26 protein-coding genes are annotated in these 22220 nt (G+C 61.2%); 15 read left to right on the top strand and 11 right to left on the bottom strand.

Going from position 1 to position 22220, the window contains the following annotated elements; translation table 11 throughout:
• Nucleotides 1–16 precede the first annotated feature (16 nt).
• Nucleotides 17–334, top strand: a complete 318-nt coding sequence (locus J3P88_RS07450; protein WP_207965732.1) for a helix-turn-helix domain-containing protein — start codon at nt 17–19, stop codon at nt 332–334.
• A 17-nt stretch (nt 335–351) separates the two neighbouring features.
• Here the strand turns inward: J3P88_RS07450 and J3P88_RS07445 are convergent, their stop codons facing one another.
• The gene (locus J3P88_RS07445) at nt 352–1410 is read right to left on the bottom strand and encodes an MBL fold metallo-hydrolase (RefSeq protein ID WP_434574560.1); all 1059 of its coding nucleotides are present in this window, start codon (nt 1408–1410) and stop codon (nt 352–354) included.
• A 188-nt stretch (nt 1411–1598) separates the two neighbouring features.
• On the opposite strand from J3P88_RS07445, the gene J3P88_RS07440 reads away from it, so the two are divergent.
• Nucleotides 1599–2207 (top strand): TetR/AcrR family transcriptional regulator, encoded by a 609-nt coding sequence (locus J3P88_RS07440; RefSeq protein WP_186710581.1) that lies wholly within the window; start codon nt 1599–1601, stop codon nt 2205–2207.
• Nucleotides 2208–2210: 3 nt separating this feature from the next.
• Here the strand turns inward: J3P88_RS07440 and J3P88_RS07435 are convergent, their stop codons facing one another.
• The gene (locus tag J3P88_RS07435; RefSeq protein ID WP_434574559.1) at nt 2211–3158 is read right to left on the bottom strand and encodes a LysR family transcriptional regulator; all 948 of its coding nucleotides are present in this window, start codon (nt 3156–3158) and stop codon (nt 2211–2213) included.
• Between the two features lie 14 nt (nt 3159–3172).
• Here J3P88_RS07435 and J3P88_RS07430 point away from each other — a divergent pair, with 14 nt between their 5' ends.
• Together J3P88_RS07430 and J3P88_RS07425 are read left to right on the top strand one after the other, a co-directional pair.
• Nucleotides 3173–3883 carry a CTP synthase C-terminal region-related (seleno)protein gene (locus J3P88_RS07430; protein ID WP_434574558.1) on the top strand — a complete coding sequence of 237 codons (711 nt, stop codon included), beginning with the start codon at nt 3173–3175 and terminating at the stop codon, nt 3881–3883.
• Nucleotides 3880–4194, top strand: coding sequence for an antibiotic biosynthesis monooxygenase family protein (locus J3P88_RS07425; RefSeq protein WP_434574557.1), 315 nt, complete (start codon nt 3880–3882; stop codon nt 4192–4194). Before J3P88_RS07430 ends, J3P88_RS07425 begins: the two co-directional genes overlap by 4 nt.
• Before the next feature lie 246 nt (nt 4195–4440).
• Here J3P88_RS07425 and J3P88_RS07420 read toward each other — a convergent pair whose 3' ends face one another.
• Nucleotides 4441–4767 (bottom strand): DUF2025 family protein, encoded by a 327-nt coding sequence (locus J3P88_RS07420; protein ID WP_186729827.1) that lies wholly within the window; start codon nt 4765–4767, stop codon nt 4441–4443.
• Nucleotides 4768–5011: 244 nt separating this feature from the next.
• Between J3P88_RS07420 and J3P88_RS07415 the strand changes: the two genes are divergently transcribed.
• From J3P88_RS07415 to J3P88_RS07405, 3 genes are all read left to right on the top strand, one after another.
• On the top strand, nt 5012–6139 hold the full coding sequence (locus J3P88_RS07415) for a glycerophosphodiester phosphodiesterase (RefSeq protein ID WP_186706280.1): 1128 nt from the start codon (nt 5012–5014) through the stop codon (nt 6137–6139).
• A 125-nt stretch (nt 6140–6264) separates the two neighbouring features.
• On the top strand, nt 6265–6570 hold the full coding sequence (locus J3P88_RS07410; RefSeq protein WP_186729826.1) for a PepSY domain-containing protein: 306 nt from the start codon (nt 6265–6267) through the stop codon (nt 6568–6570).
• A gap of 186 nt (nt 6571–6756) precedes the next feature.
• The gene (locus J3P88_RS07405; RefSeq protein WP_186706282.1) at nt 6757–7779 is read left to right on the top strand and encodes a transporter; all 1023 of its coding nucleotides are present in this window, start codon (nt 6757–6759) and stop codon (nt 7777–7779) included.
• A 207-nt stretch (nt 7780–7986) separates the two neighbouring features.
• Here the strand turns inward: J3P88_RS07405 and J3P88_RS07400 are convergent, their stop codons facing one another.
• Nucleotides 7987–9612 carry a methyl-accepting chemotaxis protein gene (locus J3P88_RS07400; protein WP_434574556.1) on the bottom strand — a complete coding sequence of 542 codons (1626 nt, stop codon included), beginning with the start codon at nt 9610–9612 and terminating at the stop codon, nt 7987–7989.
• Nucleotides 9613–9900: 288 nt separating this feature from the next.
• Here J3P88_RS07400 and J3P88_RS07395 point away from each other — a divergent pair, with 288 nt between their 5' ends.
• From J3P88_RS07395 to J3P88_RS07385, 3 genes are all read left to right on the top strand, one after another.
• Nucleotides 9901–10044, top strand: a complete 144-nt coding sequence (locus tag J3P88_RS07395) for a hypothetical protein (RefSeq protein WP_162893862.1) — start codon at nt 9901–9903, stop codon at nt 10042–10044.
• A gap of 37 nt (nt 10045–10081) precedes the next feature.
• The gene (locus tag J3P88_RS07390; RefSeq protein ID WP_434574555.1) at nt 10082–10312 is read left to right on the top strand and encodes a hypothetical protein; all 231 of its coding nucleotides are present in this window, start codon (nt 10082–10084) and stop codon (nt 10310–10312) included.
• 102 nt (nt 10313–10414) lie between these two features.
• Entirely contained in the window at nt 10415–11614 is a 1200-nt protein-coding gene (locus tag J3P88_RS07385) for an MFS transporter (protein ID WP_434574554.1), read from the top strand.
• Here the strand turns inward: J3P88_RS07385 and arfB are convergent.
• Together arfB and J3P88_RS07375 are read right to left on the bottom strand one after the other, a co-directional pair.
• Nucleotides 11611–12024, bottom strand: coding sequence for an alternative ribosome rescue aminoacyl-tRNA hydrolase ArfB (arfB, locus tag J3P88_RS07380; protein ID WP_434574553.1), 414 nt, complete (start codon nt 12022–12024; stop codon nt 11611–11613). The two genes, J3P88_RS07385 and arfB, sit on opposite strands and share 4 nt — an antisense overlap.
• A gap of 285 nt (nt 12025–12309) precedes the next feature.
• Nucleotides 12310–13728 (bottom strand): amino acid permease, encoded by a 1419-nt coding sequence (locus J3P88_RS07375; RefSeq protein ID WP_186706287.1) that lies wholly within the window; start codon nt 13726–13728, stop codon nt 12310–12312.
• A 655-nt stretch (nt 13729–14383) separates the two neighbouring features.
• On the opposite strand from J3P88_RS07375, the gene J3P88_RS07370 reads away from it, so the two are divergent.
• Entirely contained in the window at nt 14384–14521 is a 138-nt protein-coding gene (locus tag J3P88_RS07370; RefSeq protein ID WP_003178782.1) for a hypothetical protein, read from the top strand.
• Between the two features lie 92 nt (nt 14522–14613).
• Entirely contained in the window at nt 14614–15579 is a 966-nt protein-coding gene (locus tag J3P88_RS07365) for a leucyl aminopeptidase (protein ID WP_186729823.1), read from the top strand.
• Nucleotides 15580–15852: 273 nt separating this feature from the next.
• On the opposite strand, the gene rluB is transcribed toward J3P88_RS07365, so the two are convergent.
• The 5 genes from rluB to J3P88_RS07340 all read right to left on the bottom strand — a co-directional run bounded on the left by rluB (nt 15853) and on the right by J3P88_RS07340 (nt 20720).
• Nucleotides 15853–17088, bottom strand: coding sequence for a 23S rRNA pseudouridine(2605) synthase RluB (rluB, locus tag J3P88_RS07360; RefSeq protein WP_186706289.1), 1236 nt, complete (start codon nt 17086–17088; stop codon nt 15853–15855).
• 335 nt (nt 17089–17423) lie between these two features.
• Nucleotides 17424–18371 (bottom strand): SMC-Scp complex subunit ScpB, encoded by a 948-nt coding sequence (scpB, locus tag J3P88_RS07355; protein ID WP_434574552.1) that lies wholly within the window; start codon nt 18369–18371, stop codon nt 17424–17426.
• A gap of 11 nt (nt 18372–18382) precedes the next feature.
• Complete coding sequence (locus tag J3P88_RS07350; RefSeq protein WP_186706403.1) at nt 18383–19081, bottom strand: segregation and condensation protein A; 699 nt, start codon at nt 19079–19081, stop codon at nt 18383–18385.
• Between the two features lie 132 nt (nt 19082–19213).
• The gene (locus J3P88_RS07345) at nt 19214–19843 is read right to left on the bottom strand and encodes an L-threonylcarbamoyladenylate synthase (RefSeq protein ID WP_186706291.1); all 630 of its coding nucleotides are present in this window, start codon (nt 19841–19843) and stop codon (nt 19214–19216) included.
• A 13-nt stretch (nt 19844–19856) separates the two neighbouring features.
• Nucleotides 19857–20720, bottom strand: coding sequence for a PHP domain-containing protein (locus J3P88_RS07340; protein ID WP_186706292.1), 864 nt, complete (start codon nt 20718–20720; stop codon nt 19857–19859).
• Nucleotides 20721–20807: 87 nt separating this feature from the next.
• Here J3P88_RS07340 and J3P88_RS07335 point away from each other — a divergent pair, with 87 nt between their 5' ends.
• The 3 genes from J3P88_RS07335 (at nt 20808) to J3P88_RS07325 (ending at nt 22219) form a co-directional block, all read left to right on the top strand.
• Nucleotides 20808–21404: a septation protein A gene (locus tag J3P88_RS07335; RefSeq protein ID WP_186706293.1), complete on the top strand. Its 597-nt coding sequence runs from the start codon at nt 20808–20810 to the stop codon at nt 21402–21404.
• A gap of 1 nt (nt 21405) precedes the next feature.
• Entirely contained in the window at nt 21406–21705 is a 300-nt protein-coding gene (locus tag J3P88_RS07330; RefSeq protein WP_250963920.1) for a YciI family protein, read from the top strand.
• A gap of 103 nt (nt 21706–21808) precedes the next feature.
• The gene (locus J3P88_RS07325) at nt 21809–22219 is read left to right on the top strand and encodes a translation initiation factor 2 (RefSeq protein ID WP_434574551.1); all 411 of its coding nucleotides are present in this window, start codon (nt 21809–21811) and stop codon (nt 22217–22219) included.
• Nucleotide 22220 lies beyond the last annotated feature (1 nt).

The following is a 22220-nucleotide window of genomic DNA, read 5'->3' as shown; positions in this document are numbered from 1 at the left end:
GCTTTGGAGCACCCCCATGGCCTCTCTCGCAATCAAAACCACCCTGGAACGCATCGCTGTTTATCAGTTCACCCCCGCCCACTGTGCACAGGCGCGAGCCATGTTGGGCTGGAGTGTCGAGGAGCTGTCCCGGCAATCCGGCGTCTCGGTCCAGGCCATCCGCCGCTTTGAGGCCGGTGGCGAATTGCTCGATGTCACCCGCCTGGCCCTGGCGTTTCGCCTGGAGGCCGAGGGCCTGGTGTTCTTCCCCGGCTTCGCTCCGGGGCGCGGCATGAACATCAAGGGCGCGACCCCGGACCCGATGGGGCGTTCCGATTACGCGATGATCGAATGATTCCCGCAGCGCAGGTTCTAGGCGATACCGGCCTGGTCCTGATAGGTCGAGGGGTCCACATCCAGCCACCAGGCACGGCCACGTTGCGGCTGCGTCAGGGTGAAGGCTTCGCCCATTTGCGGTGTGGTGATGCAAACGTTGCGTTCCCAGGCCAAGGCCAGGATGCGGTCGAAGGGTTCATACCAGGCATGCATCGCCAGGTCGAACGTGCCGTTGTGGATTGGCAGTAGCCAACGGCCCTTGAGGTCGATATGGGCCTGCAAGGTCTGCTCCGGCTGCATGTGGACATGGGGCCAGTCAACGTTATAGGCGCCGGTTTCCATCAGCGTCAGGTCGAAGGGGCCGTATTGTTCGCCGATGCGTTTGAAACCCTCGAAGTAACCGGTGTCGCCGCTGAAGAAAATTCGCGTGCCGCCGTCGATCATCACCCACGACGCCCACAAAGTGCTGTTGCTGTCGAACAGGCCGCGTCCGGAAAAATGCTGGGAGGGCGTGGCGATGAACTCGATGCCGTCCACCTCGGTGCCTTGCCACCAGTCCAGCTGACGTACCTTGCTGGCGTCGACGCCCCATTTGATCAGGGTGTCGCCCACACCCAAGGGCGCCAGGAAGTGGCGGGTCTTGGTCGCTAGCTTGAGAATGGCCTGATGATCGAGGTGGTCGTAATGATCGTGGGAAAGGATCACCGCTTCGATGGGCGGCAACTCGTCCAGGCTGATGGGCGGCTGATGGAAACGCTTCGGTCCGGCCCATTGCACGGGTGAGGCACGCTCGGAGAACACCGGGTCTGTCAGCCAGAATTTATCCCGCAGCTTGAGTAGCACGGTGGAATGGCCAAGACGGAAGACGCTGTGGTTCGGCGCAGCCAGCAGCGCGGCGCGCGTCAGCGGTTGAACGTCGATGGCACCTGCAGGGCGAGTGGAATGCGGCTTGTGAAAGATCATGTTCCAGATGATGCGCAGGGTGGTGCCAAAACCTTCTCGCGGTGTGTAGGCATGATTGCGATACTTGCCCTGCTCTTGCCGGGATGAATCGTGGGCAGACGGGCTTTCGGTCGAATGAGAGGGGATGGTCATGGTGCGATAACTCCAAGGACGTCGTCGCCATTGCGCTTCGTCGTTGTGGGACGCTGGATGGCCGTTGCATGCACGCATAGCCGTCAGACGAAAACCTACACCACTCGGTGTAGTTTCCAGATTGCATGAATCCCGGGAGCAAGTAAACTGCCGAGTGTAAGTTCTCTCCTCTCAACCGACGAATGCCCATGACCGTACCGCAGCGCCTTACCGAGCGAAAACGCGAAGCCATCCTCCAGGCCGCGATTGCTGAATTCCGTAGCAGCGGTTTCGAGATCACCAGCATGGACAGGATCGCGGCGACCGCCGGCGTATCGAAGCGCACGGTGTATAACCATTTCCCGAGCAAGGAAGCGTTGTTTGCGGAAATCCTGAATCGGTTATGGAACAGCATCACCGCAGAACAGGACATGCCCTACAGCCCGCAGACGCCGCTACGGGAGCAACTGCAAACGTTGCTGCAAGCCAAACTGCATCTGCTGGCGGACGAAAATTTCCTCGACCTGGCGCGCATCGCCATCGCCGCAACCATTCACTCCCCGGAGCGCGCCCAAGACATGGTCTCGCGCATGGGCCAGCGTGAGGAAGGCCTGACCGCCTGGATTCGCCAGGCCCAGGCCGATGGCCGATTGAAACCCGTGGAGCCGGCCTTTGCCGCCCAACAAATGCATGGGCTGCTCAAGACATTCGCTTTCTGGCCGCAGGTTTCGATGGGGCAACCGAGCCTGACCCAGGAGGAGCAAACCCAAGTCATCGAATCGGCCCTCGACCTGTTCCTGAGTCGTTACCAGGCCTGAATCTCAACCCCAGCGCAGGTTGCGCCCCAGCTCATCGAACAAGGTCACCACCGAGCGCAAGGCCCGACAGTCCGGGCGGGTCAGGAGCCACAGCGCCGTGTCGTATCCCTCCAGCGATTCGCCAAGGGGCATCAGGCCCTGGCGTTCGTCGATCAGAAAGTCCGGCAGCGCCGCAACGCCTAAACCAGCCCGCACCAGTTCGGTGACCGAGAGCATGCTGTTGCAGCGATAGGCAGGCATCACGCCGGGTAGATGCTGGCGGCGCCAGGCCACGGTGGGGTGATCCGGAAGGAAATCGTCTGGCGCGACCCAGGTCATGAAAGCCAGGTCACCCGCCTCTACCAAGCGCAGATACGTGGCGCTGGCGCATACCCGGTAGGTCACCTTGCCCAGGTTGCGACCGACCAGGTGTTCCGGTGGCGTACGGGTCAGTCGCAACGCAATGTCGGCGTCGCGGCGATTCAGGTTGGCGAAGTCGTTCGAAGTGCTCAACTCAAGGCTCAACGCCGGATAAGCAGGCATGAAACGCGCTAAAGCCGGCAGCAACAACGCTTGCAAGACTGAATCACTGCACGTCAGGCGTACCGTCCCGCTGACGACTTCACCGCCCTGCTCAACTCCCACCCGCGCCGCCTCCAACGCCTGCTCGGCGCGCTCGGCTTGTTCAGCCAACGCCTGGGCCAGGCTCGTGGGCAAATACCCGGAACGGCTTTTCTCGAACAAGGGCTGACCCAGGGCCGCTTCCAATCGACGTACCGAACGAAACACCGTCGAGACGTCCACCTGCAGCAGCCGAGCGGCCCTGGCCAGCGAGCCACCACGGACCAGCGCGAGGATCAGGGACAGGTCGGGGTAGTCCAGACGATAGTGCGTCGCTGCATTGATCACTTGGGTAAACGCCAATATTGATTGCGTGAACGCCAATCTATAGTGGCCACCAGGAATCAACAAGCGGCGAGCCTCCCATGGAAAATCAACGTCCTTTACACATCGCCCTGATCGGCGACCACGACCCTCAAATCACCGCTCACCGGGCAATCCCCCTCGCACTTGAGCTGGCGGGCACACAAACCGGCCAGGCCATTCGCTTCCAATGGCTGGCAACGTCGCTCATCGCCGACACCGCCGTGCTGGAAGATTTCGACGGTGTCTGGTGCGTGCCCGGCAGCCCCTACCAAAACGAAGCCGGTGCCGTGCTGGCCATTCGTTTTGCCCGCGAACAGCGTCGCCCTTTCCTGGGCACTTGCGGCGGTTTTCAGCATGCCGTGCTGGAATATGCCCGTCACGTGATGGGTTGGGTCGATGCCGTCCATGGTGAAACCTCTCCAAAGGCTGAACAGGCGCTGCTGACACCGCTGAGCTGTGCCTTGGTCGAAACCATCGACAGCCTCCAGTTCGATGCGGGCTCGTTGATTGCCAAGGCCTACGGCCGACAGACCGCGTTCGAGGGCTATCATTGCCGCTTCGGGGTCAATCCAGACTTTGAAAGAGACTTGCTGAGCCAGCGCCTGCACGCCGTTGCCCGGGATTCGGCCGGTGACTTGCGAGCGGTGGAACTGCAAGACCATCCGTTTTTTGTCGCCACGCTGTTCCAGCCTGAACGTGCCGCACTGGAAGGCCGCGTGCCACCGCTGGTCAGCGCGTTTGTCGAAGCCTGCGCGAGGCAAATGTCATGAGCGCCCATTATTACGCAGTGATTTTTACCTCCCTGCGTACCGAGGGGGACCAAGGCTACGCCGAAGCCGCCGAGCGGATGCTGGCCCTTGCTCGGGAACAACCTGGATTTTTAGGCGTTGAATCGGCCCGTGGCGACGATGGTCTGGGGATTACCGTGTCCTATTGGCGCGATGAAGCGGCAATCCTGGCCTGGAAGCAACATCCCGTACACAGCGCGATTCGTGAGCGAGGCCGATCCACCTGGTATACCCAATGCCAGACGAGGGTGTGCAAGGTTGAACGGGACTATGCCTTCCAACGCAAAACCTGATGCCAAAACAAAAATCCCTGTGGGAGCGAGCTCGCTCCCACAGGGTTCACCGTTGATCAATCTATGGCGTGATAGCTGGAAGCTTTTGTGGCGAGGGAGCTTGCTCCCGCTTGAGTGCGCAGCGCTCATCGCTTTTTTGGGGCCGCTGCGCGCCCCAGCGGGAGCAAGCTCCCTCGCCACAGGACCATGCCGTTCCAAAAATTCTTGTGAACCCCACAGGGTTTCCGTTCACTTCAGGATCGGGGCTCAGCCCTCCACTAACTGCCGCACCGCCATGATTTCCGCCAGGTCGTCGCGGGCCATGTACACCCGCAAAGGTTCGGTCAGGTTGATGCGGTCGTCGATGTTCTGGTCCAGCAACAGTTGGATTCGCTCGCGACTGAGGGTCATGGTGCCATCCGCCGCGGGGGCCCAGACAAATTCGCTGGTGGGGATGATGCCGTCGTCAGCCACGTCCATGCCGAAGGCGTCTTCGCTGAACCGCACGATGTAGTGGCCGGTCTTGCGGTTCAGGCCGACAAAACCCTTGAGCTGGTCGGCGGCCTGGCAGATGAGTGTCGAAGTGGTGCGCATGGTAAACCTCATGGATGCGTCCCTTGGGACGTCTGATCGATGGTTTACACGCAGGGCAAGTGAACACAGGTTTTAAGGTTTCCCTCTGCCGGGGAAACTGGTGCGGCCAAGGGTACTGCAAAGCGGCCGAAAAATGGGTGGGAAAAATCTGCTTCACACAGGTTTATGTCGGTATGGCGATAGCGCCGACAGCGTTCAATTGTTAAAAGATAGGTTTTGCCTCCTCTACGAAAGGATCTCGAGCATGCCTGTCACCTTCACCCGCAGCGCCTTGATGCTGAGCCTGTTGCTCGGTTTCAGCCAGACACAAGCCTCCGAGGCCCCGAGTCCCAAGGCCCTGGCCACCCTTCAAGGCATTCCACACCCGGCAGTCATCGCCCACCGTGGTGCCTCGTTCGACGCGCCGGAATCCACCGCCGCCGCCTACAAGCTGGCCCGTGACCTGGGCGCCGATTACCTGGAGCTGGACCTGCAGCGCAGCAAGGACGGCGTGTTGTTCGTCCTGCATGACGACAGCCTGCTGCGCACCACGGATGTCGCGACCCAGTTTCCCGAACGCAAGGACAGCACCGCCAATGAATTCACCATGGCGGAACTCAAAACCCTCGATGCCGGCAGCTGGTTCAACACCGCCTACCCGGACCGCGCCCGCCCTTCGTTCGTCGGCCAGAAAATCCTCACCCTCGATGAAGTGATCAACATCGCCGAGGGCAACCCGCTGCATAAACCGGGGCTGTACATCGAAACCAAGGAGCCGAAGCTGTTCCCCGGCATCGAGCGCGACCTGAAGGACAAACTGCAGGACCGTGGTTGGCTGAGCCCCGCTGGGTCGAAATTGGCCAAAAGCGCCACCGGCGTCGGCCAGGGCAAGGGCAAAGTGGTGCTGCAGACCTTTGAAAAAAGCAGTCTCGAACTGTTGCACAAAGAGATGCCGAAGGTGCCGAAAATCCTGCTGCTGTGGGTGGGCGAAGGCAACATCGAACCCAAGTCCAAGGTGACGTTTGCCGAGTCCGGCGAAACGGACAAGGCCGTCTATTACGCCAAGCAGGAGCCCAAGGACAAGGCCGAGTTCGAACAATGGGTCCAGTACGCCAAGGCCCATGGCGCCATCGGCACCGGCCCTTCGGCGGCATTGACCCATGGCGGCAGCCAGAGCTATTCGGACCTGGTACAACCGTGGATGAACCAGTACACCCACGACCAGGGTTTGCTGGTGCACGTCTACACCGTGGATGAGCCGGTGGACTTCAAGAAAGTGATGGAGGCCGGCGTCGATGGCATCTTCACCAACCGGGCCAGTGAGCTGCTCAAGTACTTCAAGCGTCCCGAGACAGGCAGCGTGGCGCAGCTATTGGAAAAGAACGGCTACTGAGTCGAAAGACCTTTCCAGGAAACTTGCTTCAAGATTTTTCGAATTAAGGGTGAATTAAGTTGCCACAGATAATCTGAACCCACTTAAACGACTCACCCTTAATAACGACACCAAGGAAAGCACTCATGAAAACGTTGACTGCCCTGTTTACCGCTGCTGCCCTGACCCTCACCGCTGGCCTGGCCCAGGCGGATGTACGAATCGACCAGATTCCTCAACTGGTCAAGGACGGCAAGATCAAGCCTCTGGAAGAAATGAACGAAGCAGCCCTGAAGTTGCACCCAGGCGCGACCATCACCGACACCGACCTGGATAACCACTTCGACGGTTATGAATATGAAGTGGAACTGAAGACGGCCGACGGCAAAGAGTTTGACGTGGACTTCGACGCAACTACCGGCAAAGTCCTGTCCAACAAACAAGACACTTGATCCATCGGTTAAAGAAGAGCCGCGCAACTTTCGAGTTGCGCGGCTTTTTTATGTACGCCGTCTGTAAACCGCCGCCGATCCGACGACGCCGCGCAACTGTCATACAACCATCAAAAAACCCTGCAATGATGCCGCTCAAGTGAACCTGTGGCCGCTGCGACAGGCACTTCCCGCCAGCGAGCCTTCATGAACCACAGCATCGACCAAAGCCATCGCGATCCGGACCTGTTCGGCCTGCTTTACGGGTTTCGTTTTCGCCCCGGCGAGCGTGGCCGGGAAATCGATTCGGCCCAAGCCCTGCAAAGCCTGCAACAACCGCAAGACGCCGACGAATTCCTCTGGCTGCACCTGAACCTGGCCCACGCCGCCTGCGAGCGCTGGATGAAAAGCCATCTGGCCTTGCCCGAGGAATTCTTCGAAGCCCTGCACGAAGGCTCGCGATCGACCCGTATCGAACACGTGGACTCGGCACTGCTGGCGGTGGTGAACGATGTGGTGTTCAACCTCAGCAACCTGGTGTCCTCGGATGTCTCCACCTTGTGGGTGTGCGTACACAGTCGACTGATCATCAGTGCGCGCCTGCAACCCTTGCACTCGGTCGACAAGCTGCGCTCATCGGTCAAGGCCGGCGAGAGCTTTCGCTCGCCGCTGGAATTGCTGGTGCATCTGCTGCGCGACCAAGGCGAAGTGCTGACCCAGATCGTGCGCAAGACCAGCCTCAGCGTCGACCAGATCGAAGACCAACTGCTGTCTTCGCGCGTGTCCAACAACCGCGCCGAGCTGGGCAGCCAGCGCCGCGTGCTGGTACGCCTGCAACGCCTGCTGGCCCTGGAGCCGGGCTCGTTGCTGCGCCTGCTCAACCGCCCGCCGCAATGGTTGCAGAAGGAAGACGTCAAGGAGCTGCGCAAGTCCACCGAGGAGTTCGCCCTGATCATCAACGACCTCACCGCTCTGGGCGAACGGATCAAATTGCTGCAGGAAGAGATCGCCGCCAACCTCAACGAACAAAGCAACCGCACGCTGTTCACCTTGACGGTGGTCACGGTGCTGGCGTTGCCCATCAACATCATTGCCGGTTTCTTCGGCATGAACGTCGGCGGCGTGCCTCTGGCCGAAGATCCCGAGGGCTTCTGGATCCTGGTAGCGCTGGTGGCGACCTTCACCGTGATTGCAGGCCGATGGGCCTTTCGCAAGCGTCGCGATTATTGAGGGTGATGCCCTGCTGGCTGCTCACTCCAGATTTCCATGAGCTTTTGTGGCGAGGGAGCTTGCTCCCGCTCGGCTGCGCAGCAGTCGTAAAATCTGCCAACCATCTTATGCCTGATGCACCGCGCTGAATGGCTTTGGGGCCGCTACGCAGCCCAGCGGGAGCAAGCTCCCTCGCCACAGGGGAGCCACTGCATCAGGAACATACGGTCAGGCACTCAAACGCGCCGTCACTTCATTCAACTGCCCGGACAACCCGTGCAGATCCCGACTGGCCGCTTCGGTGCGCTGTACGTTATCCAGGTTGGTACTGGCAATGCAGGTGATTTCAGTCAGGTTGCGCGAAATATCCTCGGCCACCGAGGTCTGCTCTTCCGCAGCGGTGGCGATCTGACGGTTCATGTCGCGGATCGCTTCCACCGCCTGGGTGATGCGTTCCAGCATCGCGCCGGCCTGAGTCACCTGCTCGACACTTTCCTCACTGCGCGACTGGCCGCTTTCGATGGCCTGGGCCGCGTCCACCGCGCCTGTTTGAACCGTCTGGATGATCTGGTTGATCTCGTTGATGGACGACGCCGTGCGCTGGGCCAGGCTGCGGACTTCATCGGCGACCACCGCAAAACCACGCCCGGCCTCACCCGCCCGTGCGGCTTCGATGGCAGCGTTGAGGGCCAGCAGGTTGGTCTGCTCGGCGATCCCGCGGATCACTTCCAGCACCTTGCCGATGCGTCCGCTGTCGGCTTCCAGGCGCCGGATCACCGTGGCGGTGTTGGCAATTTCGCCACGCATTTGGGTGATGGTGTGGATCGTGCCCTGCATCACTTTCTCGCCCTGCTGCGCCGAATGATCGGCATCATCGGCAGCCTGCGCCGCATCGGCGGCATGGCGGGCAACTTCCTGGGCGGTGGCGGACATCTCGTTCATCGCGGTCGCGACTTGATCGGTGCGTTCGAATTGCTCGCTGGTGCCTTGGCTCATCAGGCTGGCAATCGCATTGAGCTCACCGCTGGCGCTGTCCAGCTCCGTGGCACTGCGTTGCAAGCGTGTGAAGGTTTCAGCAAGGAAATCGCGCAGCGTATTGGCCGCCAGGGCCAGGTCGCCCAACTCATCCTGGCGCGTGCTCGTGACACGCTCGGCGAAACGCCCGCGGCTCAGTTGAGTCACGTACGCGATCAGGTTACGGATGGGCTGCACCAGGTTGCGGTTGACCAGCCACACACTCAACAACCCGACCAGCAGCCCTGAGGCGAGCATGATCACCGTACCCAGCATGATCGTGCGGTCGGCACCGGCACTGATCATTGCCGATTGCTCATCGCCCAGCTTATGCAGCTCAACCACCAACTCGCTCATCTGCTCACTGGCCGCGCGGTCCACACCCTTGACCGCGGCATCGCCCGCCGCCGCGTCGCCGCCCGCCGCCACAAACGCATCACGGCCCTTCTGGTAGGCCGCACCCAGCTGGGCATGTTCGCCCCGCAGACGCTCGATACGTGTCTTGATTTGCGCCGGGACACCTTCGTGGGTCGTCAACTGGCCAAGGACGCCCTGGACATCGCTCTGGCGTGCCTCGAATTGCTTCCAGTATTTATCCAGGTCCGCTGGCTGCTTGCCGCGCAACAGGACGTTTTTCCACTCCTGGACCTGCACCTTGAATTGCAGGTTGGCCTCGTCGATCAATTGCGACGCACGCAACGGACCGTCGAGCAGTTGGCGATAATTCTGGATACCATCGGAAAGGAAGTGAAAGGACGCCAGGGCGATCAGCAACATGGCCAGCAGGCTGCCGCTGAGCAGGGCGAGAATCTGGGCTCTCAGGGATTTTTGTAGAAACATGGAGTCGATCTCTTCAAATAAAGAACCTCCATGACCAGGGTCCACTGTTACAACGGAATGTGGAGGATATGTGCAAGCCATCGGCCTGTACGGGGCGTTCTTGAGCGGTGGCGAACACCGGTAGAGGGATCGTTCTTGCTGACTGGACATGACCTGTCCAGACAATCCCTTTTGTCGGCGTGATGGGATTTAAAAGTCTTTTTGTCATTTCTCCTGCTGTATCCTGCCCAAGCTTTGTAAAAGCGCGGATCTACCAGATCTATCCACAGACTTTGCGAGGAGCGCGAAATGCACGAGATCCCTAATCTCCCCTTCCCAAGCCTGCACGACACTGAGCAGACGACCACGCTACAAGCCGGAGGGCAACCTGACGCCCAGCAACCCGAGCCCAAGGAAGCCACTGAACGCCGCCAGGCCGACAGCGAAGACTGATTGACCCGCACCACCAGACCGTGTGGAAAGCGCTAAGATGCGCTTTCCACACTGCCTGAATCCCGAGCGCCCCATGACCGATGACACCCCTCCCTTCAGCGAAGCCCAGGCCAGCGTCCTGATCGGCACCGCCGAGAAAATGGTCGAGATCTGGACCCGCCTTCCCACCGAGAAACAAGCGGCCCTGCTGGCCCGGTTTGGCAGCGAAGAAAACGCCATCGCCGCGCTGGTGACCACGCGCCTGGTCAGCGAACAGAACGACCGCTGAGCCACCATTGGGCAAATAGTTTTACTTTTCCCCGCCCGGACGCCACGGTCGCCGTTATCATAAGCAGCCTATCTATCCAGCTGCTCCGTGGACCTCTTTCCCATGTCAGATTCCCAGCGCCCCCTGGCGGTCACGCTGCAAGTGGTTTCCATCGTCCTGTTCACGTTCATCGGCTACCTGAATATCGGCATTCCCCTGGCCGTGCTGCCCGGTTTCGTCCACGGCGAACTGGGTTTCGGCGCGGTGATCGCCGGGCTGGTGATCAGCGTGCAATACCTGGCCACCCTGCTCAGTCGTCCTTACGCAGGGCGAATCATCGATAACCTGGGGAGCAAGCGCGCGGTGATGTTCGGCCTCGCCGGCTGCGGGCTGAGCGGTGTGTTCATGCTGGTGTCGGCCTGGACGCCTCACCTGCCAACGTTCAGCCTGATCAGCCTGCTGATCGGTCGCCTGGTGCTGGGCAGTGCCGAAAGCCTGGTGGGGTCGGGTTCGATTGGCTGGGGCATCGGCCGGGTTGGCGCGGCCAATACCGCCAAGGTGATTTCCTGGAACGGTATCGCCAGTTACGGCGCGCTGGCGATCGGTGCGCCGTTGGGGGTGTGGCTGGTCAACGCGTTGGGGCTGTGGAGCATGGGCGCCAGCATCATCTTGCTGGGCCTGCTGGGACTGGCATTGGCCTGGCGCAAGACTGCTGCGCCCATTGTCTCTGGCGAACGCCTGCCGTTCATGCACGTGTTGGGGCGTGTGCTGCCACACGGCTGCGGTTTGGCCCTGGGTTCCATCGGGTTTGGCACCATCGCGACCTTCATCACCCTGTATTACGCCACTCAGCATTGGGATAACGCGGTGCTGTGCCTGAGCCTGTTCGGCGCCAGCTTCATCGGCGCGCGCCTGCTGTTCGGCAACCTGATCAACCGCCTGGGCGGCTTTCGCGTGGCGATTGCCTGCCTGTCGGTGGAAACCCTGGGGCTCTTGCTGTTGTGGCTCGCACCGGATGCCCATTGGGCCCTGGCGGGCGCGGCGCTGAGCGGTTTCGGCTTTTCCCTGGTGTTTCCGGCGCTGGGCGTGGAAGCGGTCAACCTGGTGCCGGCCTCCAGCCGTGGGGCCGCGGTGGGCGCTTATTCACTGTTCATCGATTTGTCGCTGGGGATCACCGGGCCGCTGGCCGGTGCGATTGCCGCAGGCTTGGGCTTTGCCTCGATCTTTCTGTTCGCTGCCCTGGCGGCCCTGGGTGGGTTGGCCTTGAGCGTCTACTTGTACCGGCAGGCGCCTCGGTACCGTGAAGCGCGGGAAAAGAACTAGAAGTCCACCTTGCCGCGGCCGGCCTTGATCGAGCCGCGCTTGGTCTTGGATTCCAGGCGACGCTTTTTCGACCCCAGGGTCGGCTTGGTCGGACGGCGCTTCTTTTCGACCTTGGTGGCGCTGAGGATCAGTTCGGTCAGGCGCTCCAGCGCGTCGGCGCGGTTCTGTTCCTGCGTGCGGTATTGCTGGGCCTTGATGATCAATACACCGTCGCTGGTAATGCGACTGTCGCGCAGCGCCAGCAGCCGCTCCTTGTAGAACTCGGGGAGCGACGAGGCCGGAATGTTGAAGCGCAAATGCACGGCGCTGGAAACCTTGTTGACGTTCTGCCCCCCTGCCCCCTGGGCGCGGATGGCCGTCAGCTCGATCTCGGCGTCCGGGATGTGCACGGTGTTGGAAATGACCAGCATGGAAGGTGTCCGGTGTCAGGGCCCACAGGATACCGCGAATCCCACAGACCTGTGGGAGCGAGCCTGCTCGCGATAGCGCAGGCACAGTCGATACAGATCTCGCCTTTGATGGCCTCTTCGCGAGCAAGCCCGCTCCCACATTGGATCTACAGTGCTCGCAGAATGTGTGTTCACCGCCGAACCTTGTGGGAGCGGGCTTGCTCGCGAAGAGGCCGGTACATCCGGCATAGGTTTCACCTGCCAGACCACCATCGCGAGCAGGCTCGCTCCCACAGGGTTTCGTGCTTACTTGGCAGCCGCCACCGCCAGTTCATGCCGGGCACTGCGCTTGTTCTTGATCCAATAACACACGGCCATGAACACCACCCACACCGGAATCGCATAGACCGAGATCTGGATGCCGGGGATCAGCAACATCACGCCCAGGATGAACACCACGAACGCCAGGCAGATGTAGTTGCCGTACGGGTACCACAGCGCCTTGAACAGCGGCGTCTGGCGGGTCTGGTTCATGTGCTGGCGGAACTTGAAGTGCGAGTAGCTGATCATCGCCCAGTTGATCACCAGGGTCGCGACCACCAACGACATCAACAACTCCAGCGCATGCTGCGGGACCAGGTAGTTCAACAGTACTGCCACCAGCGTGACCGCCGCCGACGCGAGGATCGAACGCACCGGCACGCCCCGCTTGTCGATCTTCGACAAGGCCTTGGGCGCATCGCCCTGCTCGGCCATGCCCAGCAACATGCGGCTGTTGCAGTAGGTGCCGCTGTTGTACACCGACAGCGCGGCGGTCAGCACGACGAAGTTGAGGATATGCGCAGCGGTGTTGCTGCCCAGCATCGAGAACACCTGCACGAACGGGCTGCCGCTGTAGGCATCGCCGGACGCGTTGAGGGTGCTCAGCAGGCTGTCCCAAGGGGTCAGGGACAACAGCACCACGAGCGCGCCGATGTAGAAAATCAGGATCCGGTAGATCACCTGGTTGATGGCCTTGGGGATCACGGTTTTCGGTTTGTCGGCCTCAGCGGCGGTGAAACCGAGCATTTCCAGGCCACCGAAGGAGAACATGATGATCGCCATGGCCATCACCAGCCCGCTCACGCCATTGGGGAAGAACCCGCCGTGGGACCACAGGTTGGTCACCGACGCCTGCGGGCCGCCATGGCCGCTGACCAGCAGATAGCTGCCCAGGGCAATCATGCCGACAATCGCCACGACCTTGATGATCGCGAACCAGAACTCGGCCTCGCCGAAGACTTTGACGTTGGCCAGGTTGATCGCATTGATCAGGACGAAAAACGCCGCCGCCGACACCCAGGTCGGAATCTCGGGCGCCCAGTAATGGATGTACTTGCCGACCGCGGTCAGCTCCGACATGCCCACCAGGATGTAGAGGATCCAGCAGTTCCAACCCGACAGGAACCCGGCGAAACCGCCCCAGTACTTGTGGGCGAAGTGGCTGAAGGAACCGGCCACCGGCTCTTCGACGATCATTTCGCCCAACTGGCGCATGATCATGAAGGCGATGAAGCCGCAGATGGCGTAGCCGAGGATCATCGACGGGCCGGCGGATTTCAGCACCCCCGCCGAGCCAAGGAACAGGCCGGTGCCGATCGCGCCACCGAGGGCGATCAGTTGAATATGGCGATTTTTCAGGCCGCGTTTCAGCTCGCCCGAATGCGTATTTTCTACAACGGTCATGCGTCACCTATTTGTTTTTATCTGTGACGAAATCGAACCCGACACGCTTGTGGCGTGGCGGAGTGAACAAGGCGGATAACCTTGAAAGTGCGTGGGTACGCGAAGGGTCACAGTAAAACGCGGCGCATTGTACACTGCAGTCCCCCTGCTGCCAGACACCACCGGATCAGCGTCTACCCCCACACTTGAGGTCTGGCGCGCATCTGACCTTTCCCGTTGGCTTGAAACAAGCGCTGCGAAGTCTCAAAAAACCCGCCAAGCCGGTCTACTCGGCAGCTTTTTCTTACAGCCCTTCCAAACGCCGATACCGGTCAGTTCGAACGGCCAAAATCGTCAGCATTCCTTTACAGCGCGTAACGCAGGCTTTCCACGTAGGAATATTCTGTAGGCTGACTGCAAATTGACGGTAGGTAGCTACCTATTAAATAAATCACCCAGGCAGCTGTTTTTGAATGAGTAATTTCAACGCCAAAAATGGAACAAAAAGTTCAAAAGAAAAAAATAAAATTATTTTTTGCAATCCAAAAAACCCTCGACTAGGTTTTCAGCGACTTGCCAAGGCATCGTGCCGACAAGTTCTGCGGTGCCGGTTCTGTCGGGTATGACTCGCCGAATCGGCCCGCGTTTTCCGCAAAAGTCATCTAGGAGATTCACTATGCAAGCACTGGACAAAGACTTGGAAACCGAACTGCAACTGGACGAATGGTTTGAAGCGCCGACCCATGAGGCTGCCGTTGAAATGATGCAAGCCGACGCCGTGGTTCCGTTCGGCACGGCGATGTGGCCTCTGTAGGCACTGCCCGGCGGAGGCGATCCGGCCGGTCGACTCCGCCACTCTTGTCGGTTGTCAGGGACATTAAATGAACGTGTCAGGGAAGAATAAGCATGGACACACAACGAGCCATCTCACATTTCCTTTACTACCTCGAACACCATCCCGCCCTGGCCGGCATCCAGCCCGCCAAGGTGTTGCTCGGCCATACCGCTGACTACGAAGCACTGACCGGCGCCATTGCCGAACAGGCGGGCAGCGGCTCGCCGTTCCGGTTCAGCGCCATGCGCCTGGACCTCGAATCCACGGAGCGCCTGTCCAAGGCCATTGCCGACAGCGACCTGTATATTTTCTTCTACGACTCTTCCACCCTGCCCAATCCACGCCCCGACGGCCCGGACTTTGTTCGGGCATTGCAAGGCGTGATGGCCGACAACTGGAAGAAATCGCTGCTGTTCAAGGATTACGGCGATTATTTCTACGACACCTTCAGCGTGATTCCCCAACGTATCGCCGGGCTCAACAGTCACCTGATCCGGCGCATGTCCCAGGCGACAACCCTGAGCTTCCAGGATGACCACGGTTCGTATTTCGACACCGCCCTGGGCAGCGTGAAGAAGTGGACCGACATCAACGGCCTCGGCAACTACGACCTGGCCCCCGGCGAAATCGCCACCCACAGCGACACCATCAACGGCCAGGTGAAATTCGTCGGCACGTTCCTGAGCACCATCCCGTTCGCACGCAAGTACGGCGTGCTGCAATCGCCCCTCGAGCTGTGGATCGAAGACTCCACCATCCAGAAAATCGCCACCGACGTGCCGGGCCTGGAACACGACTTCAACAAATACCTGGACGCCAACCCGTCCAACCGCCGCATCGAAGAACTGGGGATCGGCACCAACGAAGGGGTCAAGAGCCTGTACGCCCGCAACGCCGGTTTCGAAGAGCGCCACTGCGGCCTGCACCTGGGATTGGGTGGCGGGGCCAAGGGCAGCCACCATTTGGATCTGATTTTCGAAAGCGGTGTGCTGGCGCTGGACAAAGAGCCGATGTTTGATGGGCGGTTTGTGCTTTAGGGGCAGCTTCAAGCTGCGAGCTTCAAGCGGCAAGACGGAGCGCATAACCTTCAGATAGCGCTGGTATTACTGGCCTCTTCGCGAGCAAGCCCGCTCCCACAGTTGATCTGCAGTGGATGAGAGAGGTGCGTTCGCCGCTATGCCACTGTGGGAGCGGGCTTGCTCGCGAAGACGGTTTCGAAGGCACCGCATCCCTAAAGCCAGACAAAAAAAAACGCCAACCCAACGGTTGGCGTTTTTCTTGCAGCTTGCAGCTAGAAACTCACCGCTGCCTCACTCCGGCTTGCGACGCCCGAAACCCGGACGCTGTCCCGAACCTGCCGGGGCACCACGGCGCTTGCCCGATGGCGTGTCGCGGTCGGCCAGGATGATGCCCGGGCGCTTTTTCGGTGCCGGCTTGGCCGGACGCTTGGTGTCGGCCGGGCGATCGGCGACGGGCGTACCGCGACCCGCCGGTGCACCGCGACCTTCGCCGCGCTCAGTCCGACCATTGGCCGGACGCGGCGTGCGTGGGCCACGCTCGCCGTCCTGACGCGGTGCAGGCTTGCGGGCCGGGCGTTCGCCTTCGATCTGCGGCTCGCGCGAAGGACGCGGACCGGTCGCCACACCATCAGCAGCCGGGCGCAGCGTACGCACGCGCTCGGTCTTGCCCATCGGACGGGAGGATTTACGCTGCATCCGCTCCAGCTTGTCCTTGCTCTTGGCGGTCATCTGCGGCATTGCCACCGGCTTGAGGCCCACTTCGGCGGCCAGGATGTCGACTTCGTACTGGCTCATTTCGCGCCAGCGGCCCATCGGCAGGTCGGAATTGAGGAACACCGGACCGAAACGCACGCGCTTCAGGCGGCTGACCACCAACCCCTGGGATTCCCACAAACGTCGCACTTCACGGTTACGGCCTTCCATCACCACGCAGTGGTACCAATGGTTGAAGCCTTCACCGCCGGGCGCCTGCTTGATGTCGGTGAAACGCGCCGGGCCGTCTTCCAGCACAACGCCGGCCTTGAGGCGCTCGATCATCTCGTCGTCGACTTCACCCCGCACACGCACGGCGTATTCGCGGTCCATCTCGTAGGACGGGTGCATCAAGCGGTTGGCCAGTTCACCATCGGTGGTGAACATCAGCAAACCGGTGGTGTTGATGTCCAGGCGGCCGATGTTGATCCAGCGGCCTTCTTTCGGACGCGGCATCTTGTCGAACACGGTCGGGCGACCTTCCGGGTCGTCACGGGTGCAGATCTCGCCGTCGGGCTTGTTGTACATGATCACGCGGCGCACCGTTTCGGCGGCCTCTTCGCGCTTGATCACCTTGCCATCGATGGTGATGGCATCGTGCATGTCGACCCGCAGGCCCAAGGTGGCATCTTTGCCGTTGACCTTGATCCGGCCTTGGGTGATCCAGGCTTCCACGTCACGGCGCGAACCGACGCCGATACGGGCGAGGACTTTTTGCAGTTTCTCGCCTGCTGGGCCGATTTCCTGGCTGTCGTTCTGGTCTTGGTCTTTCATTCTGGGCACCTCCCGGTGTGGTCGGGTCAGGCTTGGCCTGACGCTTTGAATACGGGTCTTTGGCGAAGGGATCGCCAAGGGGTCGCGAATCATACGCGCGTTGAAGCGATTGCGCATCAGAGACTAGCTGATCAACCAGCGCCCGGCGCTTTTTCCGCCGACCGGTGATGCCCGGCTTGGCGCTCATGATGCATTGCATCATCCATGTGGGAGCGGGCTTGCTCGCGAAGAGGGCGTGTCAGGTTAATCAGTGCCGACTGACCCGCCGCCTTCGCGAGCAAGCCCGCTCCCACAGGAGTTGTGGTGTGCCAGCAATGTCGGCGACACAAATCGGATCAATCGTCGAACTCGCGCCGTTCGTTCTCGATCGCTTCGGCCAACGCCCGGGCTTCGGCTTCTTCGTCGCTCAGTTCGGGTTCCGGCGGCTGGAGAGCGGCGACGGCGGCCAGGAGTTTTTCCCGGGCTTGGGCAACGCCGAGGGTATCTTCTTCCGCTTCTGCTTCTGGCTCCGGCGCCGCCGCGCTATCGGGCTCCGCCAGCTCATCCGAGTCGCCCTCAGGACCAGGACCTTCCCGCAGCAGGTCGTCGAAATCAGTCTTCAAGCCCTCCTCCATGGTGTCCAGCTCCAGCAACAACGAGTGGAAACTGGTCTCCTCCTTCGGCTCTTCGGGCTCGGCACTGGCGTCCGCCAGTTCCTGCAAGCCCTGGGGCACCGGGGCGTCGTCGAACTCCAGCATCGGTTCGGGTTCCAGTTCCCGCAATTCGGCCAGCGGCGGCAGGTCGTCCAGGTTCTTCAGATTGAAGTGATCGAGGAAGGCCTTGGTGGTCGCAAACATCGCCGGTTTGCCAGGCACATCGCGATAACCGACGACGCGGATCCACTCGCGTTCCAGCAGCGTCTTGACGATGTTGCTATTGACCGCCACGCCCCGCACATCTTCGATCTCGCCCCGGGTGATCGGCTGGCGATAGGCGATGAGCGCCATGGTTTCGAGCAGCGCCCGGGAATAGCGCTGCGGCCGTTCCTCCCACAGGCGCCCCACCCACGGCGCGAACTTCTCGCGGATTTGCAGGCGGTACCCCGACGCCACTTCCTTGAGTTCGAAAGCCCGCCCCTCGCAGGACTTGCCCAACAATGTCAGGGCTTTCTTGAACACGGCCGGCTCGGGCCGCTCGCCTTCTTCGAAGAGTTCGAACAGGCGTTCCATCGATTGCGGCTTTCCCGAGGCCAACAGGAAAGCTTCAAGCAAGGGAGCCAGCTCGCGGGGTTCAGTCAGATTCATTGATTTGCTCGTTATTCGGCTCGTGCCCGCACGTGGATCGCTGCGAACGGCTCATTCTGCACCAGCTCGACCAAGGATTCCTTGACCAATTCCAGGACCGCCATAAACGTCACCACCACCCCCAACCGACCTTCCTCGGCGGTGAACAGCTCGACGAACGGCACGAAGCCGCCGCCCTTGAGTCGCTCCAGCACATCACTCATGCGCTCGCGGGTGGACAGCGCTTCGCGGCTGACCTGATGACTTTCAAACATATCGCCCCGGCGCAGGACCTCGGCCATGGACATCAGCAACTCTTCCAGGCTCACGTCCGGCAGCAACTTGCGCGCCCGCGCTTCGGGCGCATCGAGCTTGGGCACCACCACATCGCGCCCCACCCGGCTCAAGCCGTCGATGCCTTCGGCGGCGGCCTTGAAGCGTTCGTATTCCTGCAAGCGGCGGATCAGCTCGGCTCGCGGGTCGTCTTCTTCCTCTTCGACCTCTGCCGAGCGCGGCAGCAGCATCCGCGACTTGATCTCGGCGAGCATGGCCGCCATCACCAGGTATTCGGCGGCGAGTTCCAGGCGCACCGACTGCATCAACTCGACGTAACCCATGTACTGGCGGGTGATTTCCGCCACGGGGATGTCGAGGATGTTGATGTTCTGCTTGCGGATCAGGTACAGCAGCAGGTCAAGCGGGCCCTCGAAGGCTTCGAGGAATACCTCCAGCGCATCCGGCGGAATGTACAGGTCCAGGGGCATTTCCATGACCGCCTGGCCATAGACCATGGCGAACGGCAACTCCTGCTGCGCGCCGGCCTGGCTGTCGACATTGTCCACGGCGGTTTCCACGACGGACATTCAGGCCTCGACCATGAACGGCGTCGGATCGCCGCAACCGACGCGCACCACCTGGGGCTCGCCATCGGCCAGGTTGATCACCGTGGACGCCGACATGCCGCCGAAACCACCGTCGATGATCAGGTCCACCTGATGCTCAAGTATCTGGCGCATCTCATAGGGATCGTTCAACGGCTCGGTTTCACCGGGCATGATCAGCGTCACGCTCATCAGCGGCTCACCCAGTTCCGCCAGCAGCGCCAGGGCGATGGGATGGCTCGGCACCCGCAGGCCGATGGTGCGCTTTTTCGGGTGCAGCAACAGCCGCGGGACTTCCCGCGTGGCGTTGAGGATGAAAGTGTACGGCCCCGGCAAATGCGCCTTGAGCAGGCGGAAGGTGCCGGTATCGATCTTGGCGAACAGGCCCAACTGCGACAGGTCGCTGCAGATGAGCGCGAAATTGTGCTTGTCGTCCAGTTGACGCAGGCGTCTGACACGCTCCACGGCATTCTTGTCGCCGATCTGGCAACCGATGGCGTAGGACGAGTCGGTGGGATAGACCACCACGCCACCGCCACGAATGATTTCCACGGCCTGTTTGATCAGGCGCGCTTGCGGGTTTTCCGGATGAATCTGGAAAAATTGACTCACGTGTTCTACCTGTTCAGACGGCGGCGATAACGGGATCATGTTTGAATCTACACCAGAGTGGTGGCAGATCTTCCGGCAACGGGCGGTATTCGCCGATCTCGGACCAGCCCCCAGGGCCATGGAAATCACTGCCGGCGGTGACCAGCAGGCCGAACTCACGGGCCAGGATCGCCAGGCTGCCGACCTGTTCGGCAGGCTGATGGCCGTTGACCACCTCGATGGCATGGCCCCCCGCTTGAATATAGTCGGCAACCAGGCGTCGGCGCTTGCTGCGGGTGAAATCATAGTGCCATGGATGCGCCAGGCTGACCCAGGCACCCGCTGCCCGCAGGGTCTGGACGGTGTCTTCCAGGGTCGGCCAATGCTGCTTGACGTCCCCCAGCTTGCCGGCCCCCAACCATTTGCGGAACGCTTCGGCGCGGTCCTTGACGAACCCTTCGCGCACCATCCAGTCGGCAAAATGTGGCCGGGCCGGTGCGTTGCCGCTGTCGCCCAGTTCCTGCTGGATCTGCCGGGCGCCGTCCAGCGCGCCAGGCATGCCCTTGAGGGCCAGCTTGCGACTGATCTCTTCGGACCGCAGCCAGCGCCCGTCGTGCAGTTGTGCGATGGCCTGGACCAGCGCCGGCGCATTCACATCGAAACCGTAGCCCAGTACATGGATGGTCGCCCCGCCCCAGGTACAGGACAACTCCACCCCGTTGACCAGCTGCATGCCCAGCGCCGTGGCGGCGCCACGGGCCTCGTCGAGGCCTTCGAGGGTGTCGTGATCGGTCAGGGCCAGGACTCGCACGCCGTGCTCGAACGCCCGCGCCACCAGAACCGCAGGCGCCAGGGCACCATCGGAGGCCGTGCTATGGCAGTGCAAATCAACATTCACGAGAGTTTGTTACCTCAAATCAGCTGGCCCTATCGCGGCCAAGGATGTTTGTTATTATGCCGCCACATCCTGCTTCTGGCTGCCACTGTGAAACAATTCATCGATTTCATCCCGCTCCTGCTGTTCTTCATCGTCTACAAACTCGATCCGCGCACCGTCGACTTCGCCGGTCACTCCTTGACTGTAGGCGGTATCTACAGCGCCACCGCAGTCCTGATCATCAGTTCCCTGGTGGTCTACGGCGCGCTGTTCGTGTCCCAGCGCAAGCTGGAGAAGAGCCAGTGGCTGACCCTGATCGCCTGCCTGGTATTCGGCAGCCTGACCCTGGCGTTCCACAGCGAAACCTTCCTCAAATGGAAGGCTCCGGTGGTCAACTGGCTGTTCGCCCTCGCGTTCATTGGCAGCCATTTCATCGGTGACCGCCTGCTGATCAAGCGCATCATGGGCCATGCCATCAACCTGCCGGACCTGATCTGGACCCGGTTGAACATCGCCTGGATCGCGTTTTTCCTGTTCTGCGGCGCCGCCAACCTGTTCGTTGCGTTCACGTTCCAGGAGTACTGGGTCGACTTCAAGGTCTTCGGCAGCCTGGGCATGACGCTGCTGTTCCTGATTGGCCAGGGCATCTACCTGTCCCGTCACCTGCACGAAGCCGACCCCACCACGCCCAAAACCGAGGACTGACATGCTCTACGCAATCATTGCCACCGACGTCGCCGACTCCCTGGAAAAACGCCTGGCCGTGCGCCCGGCCCACCTGGAGCGCCTGCAACAGCTCAAGGCCGAAGGTCGCATCGTGCTGGCCGGCCCGCACCCGGCGGTGGACAGCAATGACCCGGGCGCCGCGGGTTTCACCGGCAGCCTGATCGTGGCCGAATTCGACTCCCTGGCCGCCGCGCAAGCCTGGGCCAAGGCCGATCCGTTCGTGGAGGCCGGCGTCTACGCCGAGGTCGTGGTCAAGCCGTTCAAGCAAGTCCTGCCGTAAATCCCCAGGGCAATGAGCCTGCGCGGCTCATTGCCCTGTTGCTCATCTTTCTCATTTGCCTGCCGACAACCTGTCTAATCTCGATTGGAATTCAGGAGTTGCAATGCGCAAAGGTCCGTTGTGCCTGTTGTTGGTCTCGTTGGCGACCGGGGCGCCCGCCCATGGCGAGGAAAGCACCGAGGGCAGTCATTCGGCGCCCTTGTCCCTGAGCGCTGGCGGCCAGATCGCCGAATTGCAGCAACGCTTGAAAGACAGCGAGCGCATGCGTGAAGCACTCACCCAGCAACTCCAAAACACCAACGGCGAACGCGAAAGCGCGCTGGTGGGCCGGCTGCGCCAGGAGAACCAGCGCCTGAAACTGCAACTCAAGGAAGCCCAGGCCAGCCCCCTGCCGCGCCTGTTGACCGATCAACAGCAATGGTTCGTCATTGGTGCCGGGGTAGCGCTATTGGCCTTGCTCTGCGGTATCTTTGCCAGCGGTGGACGTAGACAACGTCGGCAATGGCTAAATTGAG

Source organism: Pseudomonas sp. Z3-6 (genome assembly GCF_051131985.1).
GTDB classification, from domain to species: Bacteria; Pseudomonadota; Gammaproteobacteria; order Pseudomonadales; family Pseudomonadaceae; genus Aquipseudomonas; species Aquipseudomonas zanjanensis.
Note: the sequence above shows the minus strand (reverse complement) of the source record. Positions and strands in the feature narration are given on the sequence as shown.

Coding starts and splice junctions, on each gene's coding strand:
- J3P88_RS07450 (WP_207965732.1), top strand. CDS start 17: ATGGCCTCTCTCGCAATCAAAACCACCCTGGAACGCATCGCTGTTTAT.
- J3P88_RS07445 (WP_434574560.1), bottom strand. CDS start 1,410: ATGACCATCCCCTCTCATTCGACCGAAAGCCCGTCTGCCCACGATTCA.
- J3P88_RS07440 (WP_186710581.1), top strand. CDS start 1,599: ATGACCGTACCGCAGCGCCTTACCGAGCGAAAACGCGAAGCCATCCTC.
- J3P88_RS07430 (WP_434574558.1), top strand. CDS start 3,173: ATGGAAAATCAACGTCCTTTACACATCGCCCTGATCGGCGACCACGAC.
- J3P88_RS07425 (WP_434574557.1), top strand. CDS start 3,880: ATGAGCGCCCATTATTACGCAGTGATTTTTACCTCCCTGCGTACCGAG.
- J3P88_RS07420 (WP_186729827.1), bottom strand. CDS start 4,767: ATGCGCACCACTTCGACACTCATCTGCCAGGCCGCCGACCAGCTCAAG.
- J3P88_RS07415 (WP_186706280.1), top strand. CDS start 5,012: ATGCCTGTCACCTTCACCCGCAGCGCCTTGATGCTGAGCCTGTTGCTC.
- J3P88_RS07410 (WP_186729826.1), top strand. CDS start 6,265: ATGAAAACGTTGACTGCCCTGTTTACCGCTGCTGCCCTGACCCTCACC.
- J3P88_RS07405 (WP_186706282.1), top strand. CDS start 6,757: ATGAACCACAGCATCGACCAAAGCCATCGCGATCCGGACCTGTTCGGC.
- J3P88_RS07400 (WP_434574556.1), bottom strand. CDS start 9,612: ATGTTTCTACAAAAATCCCTGAGAGCCCAGATTCTCGCCCTGCTCAGC.
- J3P88_RS07395 (WP_162893862.1), top strand. CDS start 9,901: ATGCACGAGATCCCTAATCTCCCCTTCCCAAGCCTGCACGACACTGAG.
- J3P88_RS07390 (WP_434574555.1), top strand. CDS start 10,082: ATGCGCTTTCCACACTGCCTGAATCCCGAGCGCCCCATGACCGATGAC.
- J3P88_RS07385 (WP_434574554.1), top strand. CDS start 10,415: ATGTCAGATTCCCAGCGCCCCCTGGCGGTCACGCTGCAAGTGGTTTCC.
- arfB (WP_434574553.1), bottom strand. CDS start 12,024: ATGCTGGTCATTTCCAACACCGTGCACATCCCGGACGCCGAGATCGAG.
- J3P88_RS07375 (WP_186706287.1), bottom strand. CDS start 13,728: ATGACCGTTGTAGAAAATACGCATTCGGGCGAGCTGAAACGCGGCCTG.
- J3P88_RS07370 (WP_003178782.1), top strand. CDS start 14,384: ATGCAAGCACTGGACAAAGACTTGGAAACCGAACTGCAACTGGACGAA.
- J3P88_RS07365 (WP_186729823.1), top strand. CDS start 14,614: ATGGACACACAACGAGCCATCTCACATTTCCTTTACTACCTCGAACAC.
- rluB (WP_186706289.1), bottom strand. CDS start 17,088: ATGAAAGACCAAGACCAGAACGACAGCCAGGAAATCGGCCCAGCAGGC.
- scpB (WP_434574552.1), bottom strand. CDS start 18,371: ATGAATCTGACTGAACCCCGCGAGCTGGCTCCCTTGCTTGAAGCTTTC.
- J3P88_RS07330 (WP_250963920.1), top strand. CDS start 21,406: ATGCTCTACGCAATCATTGCCACCGACGTCGCCGACTCCCTGGAAAAA.
- J3P88_RS07325 (WP_434574551.1), top strand. CDS start 21,809: ATGCGCAAAGGTCCGTTGTGCCTGTTGTTGGTCTCGTTGGCGACCGGG.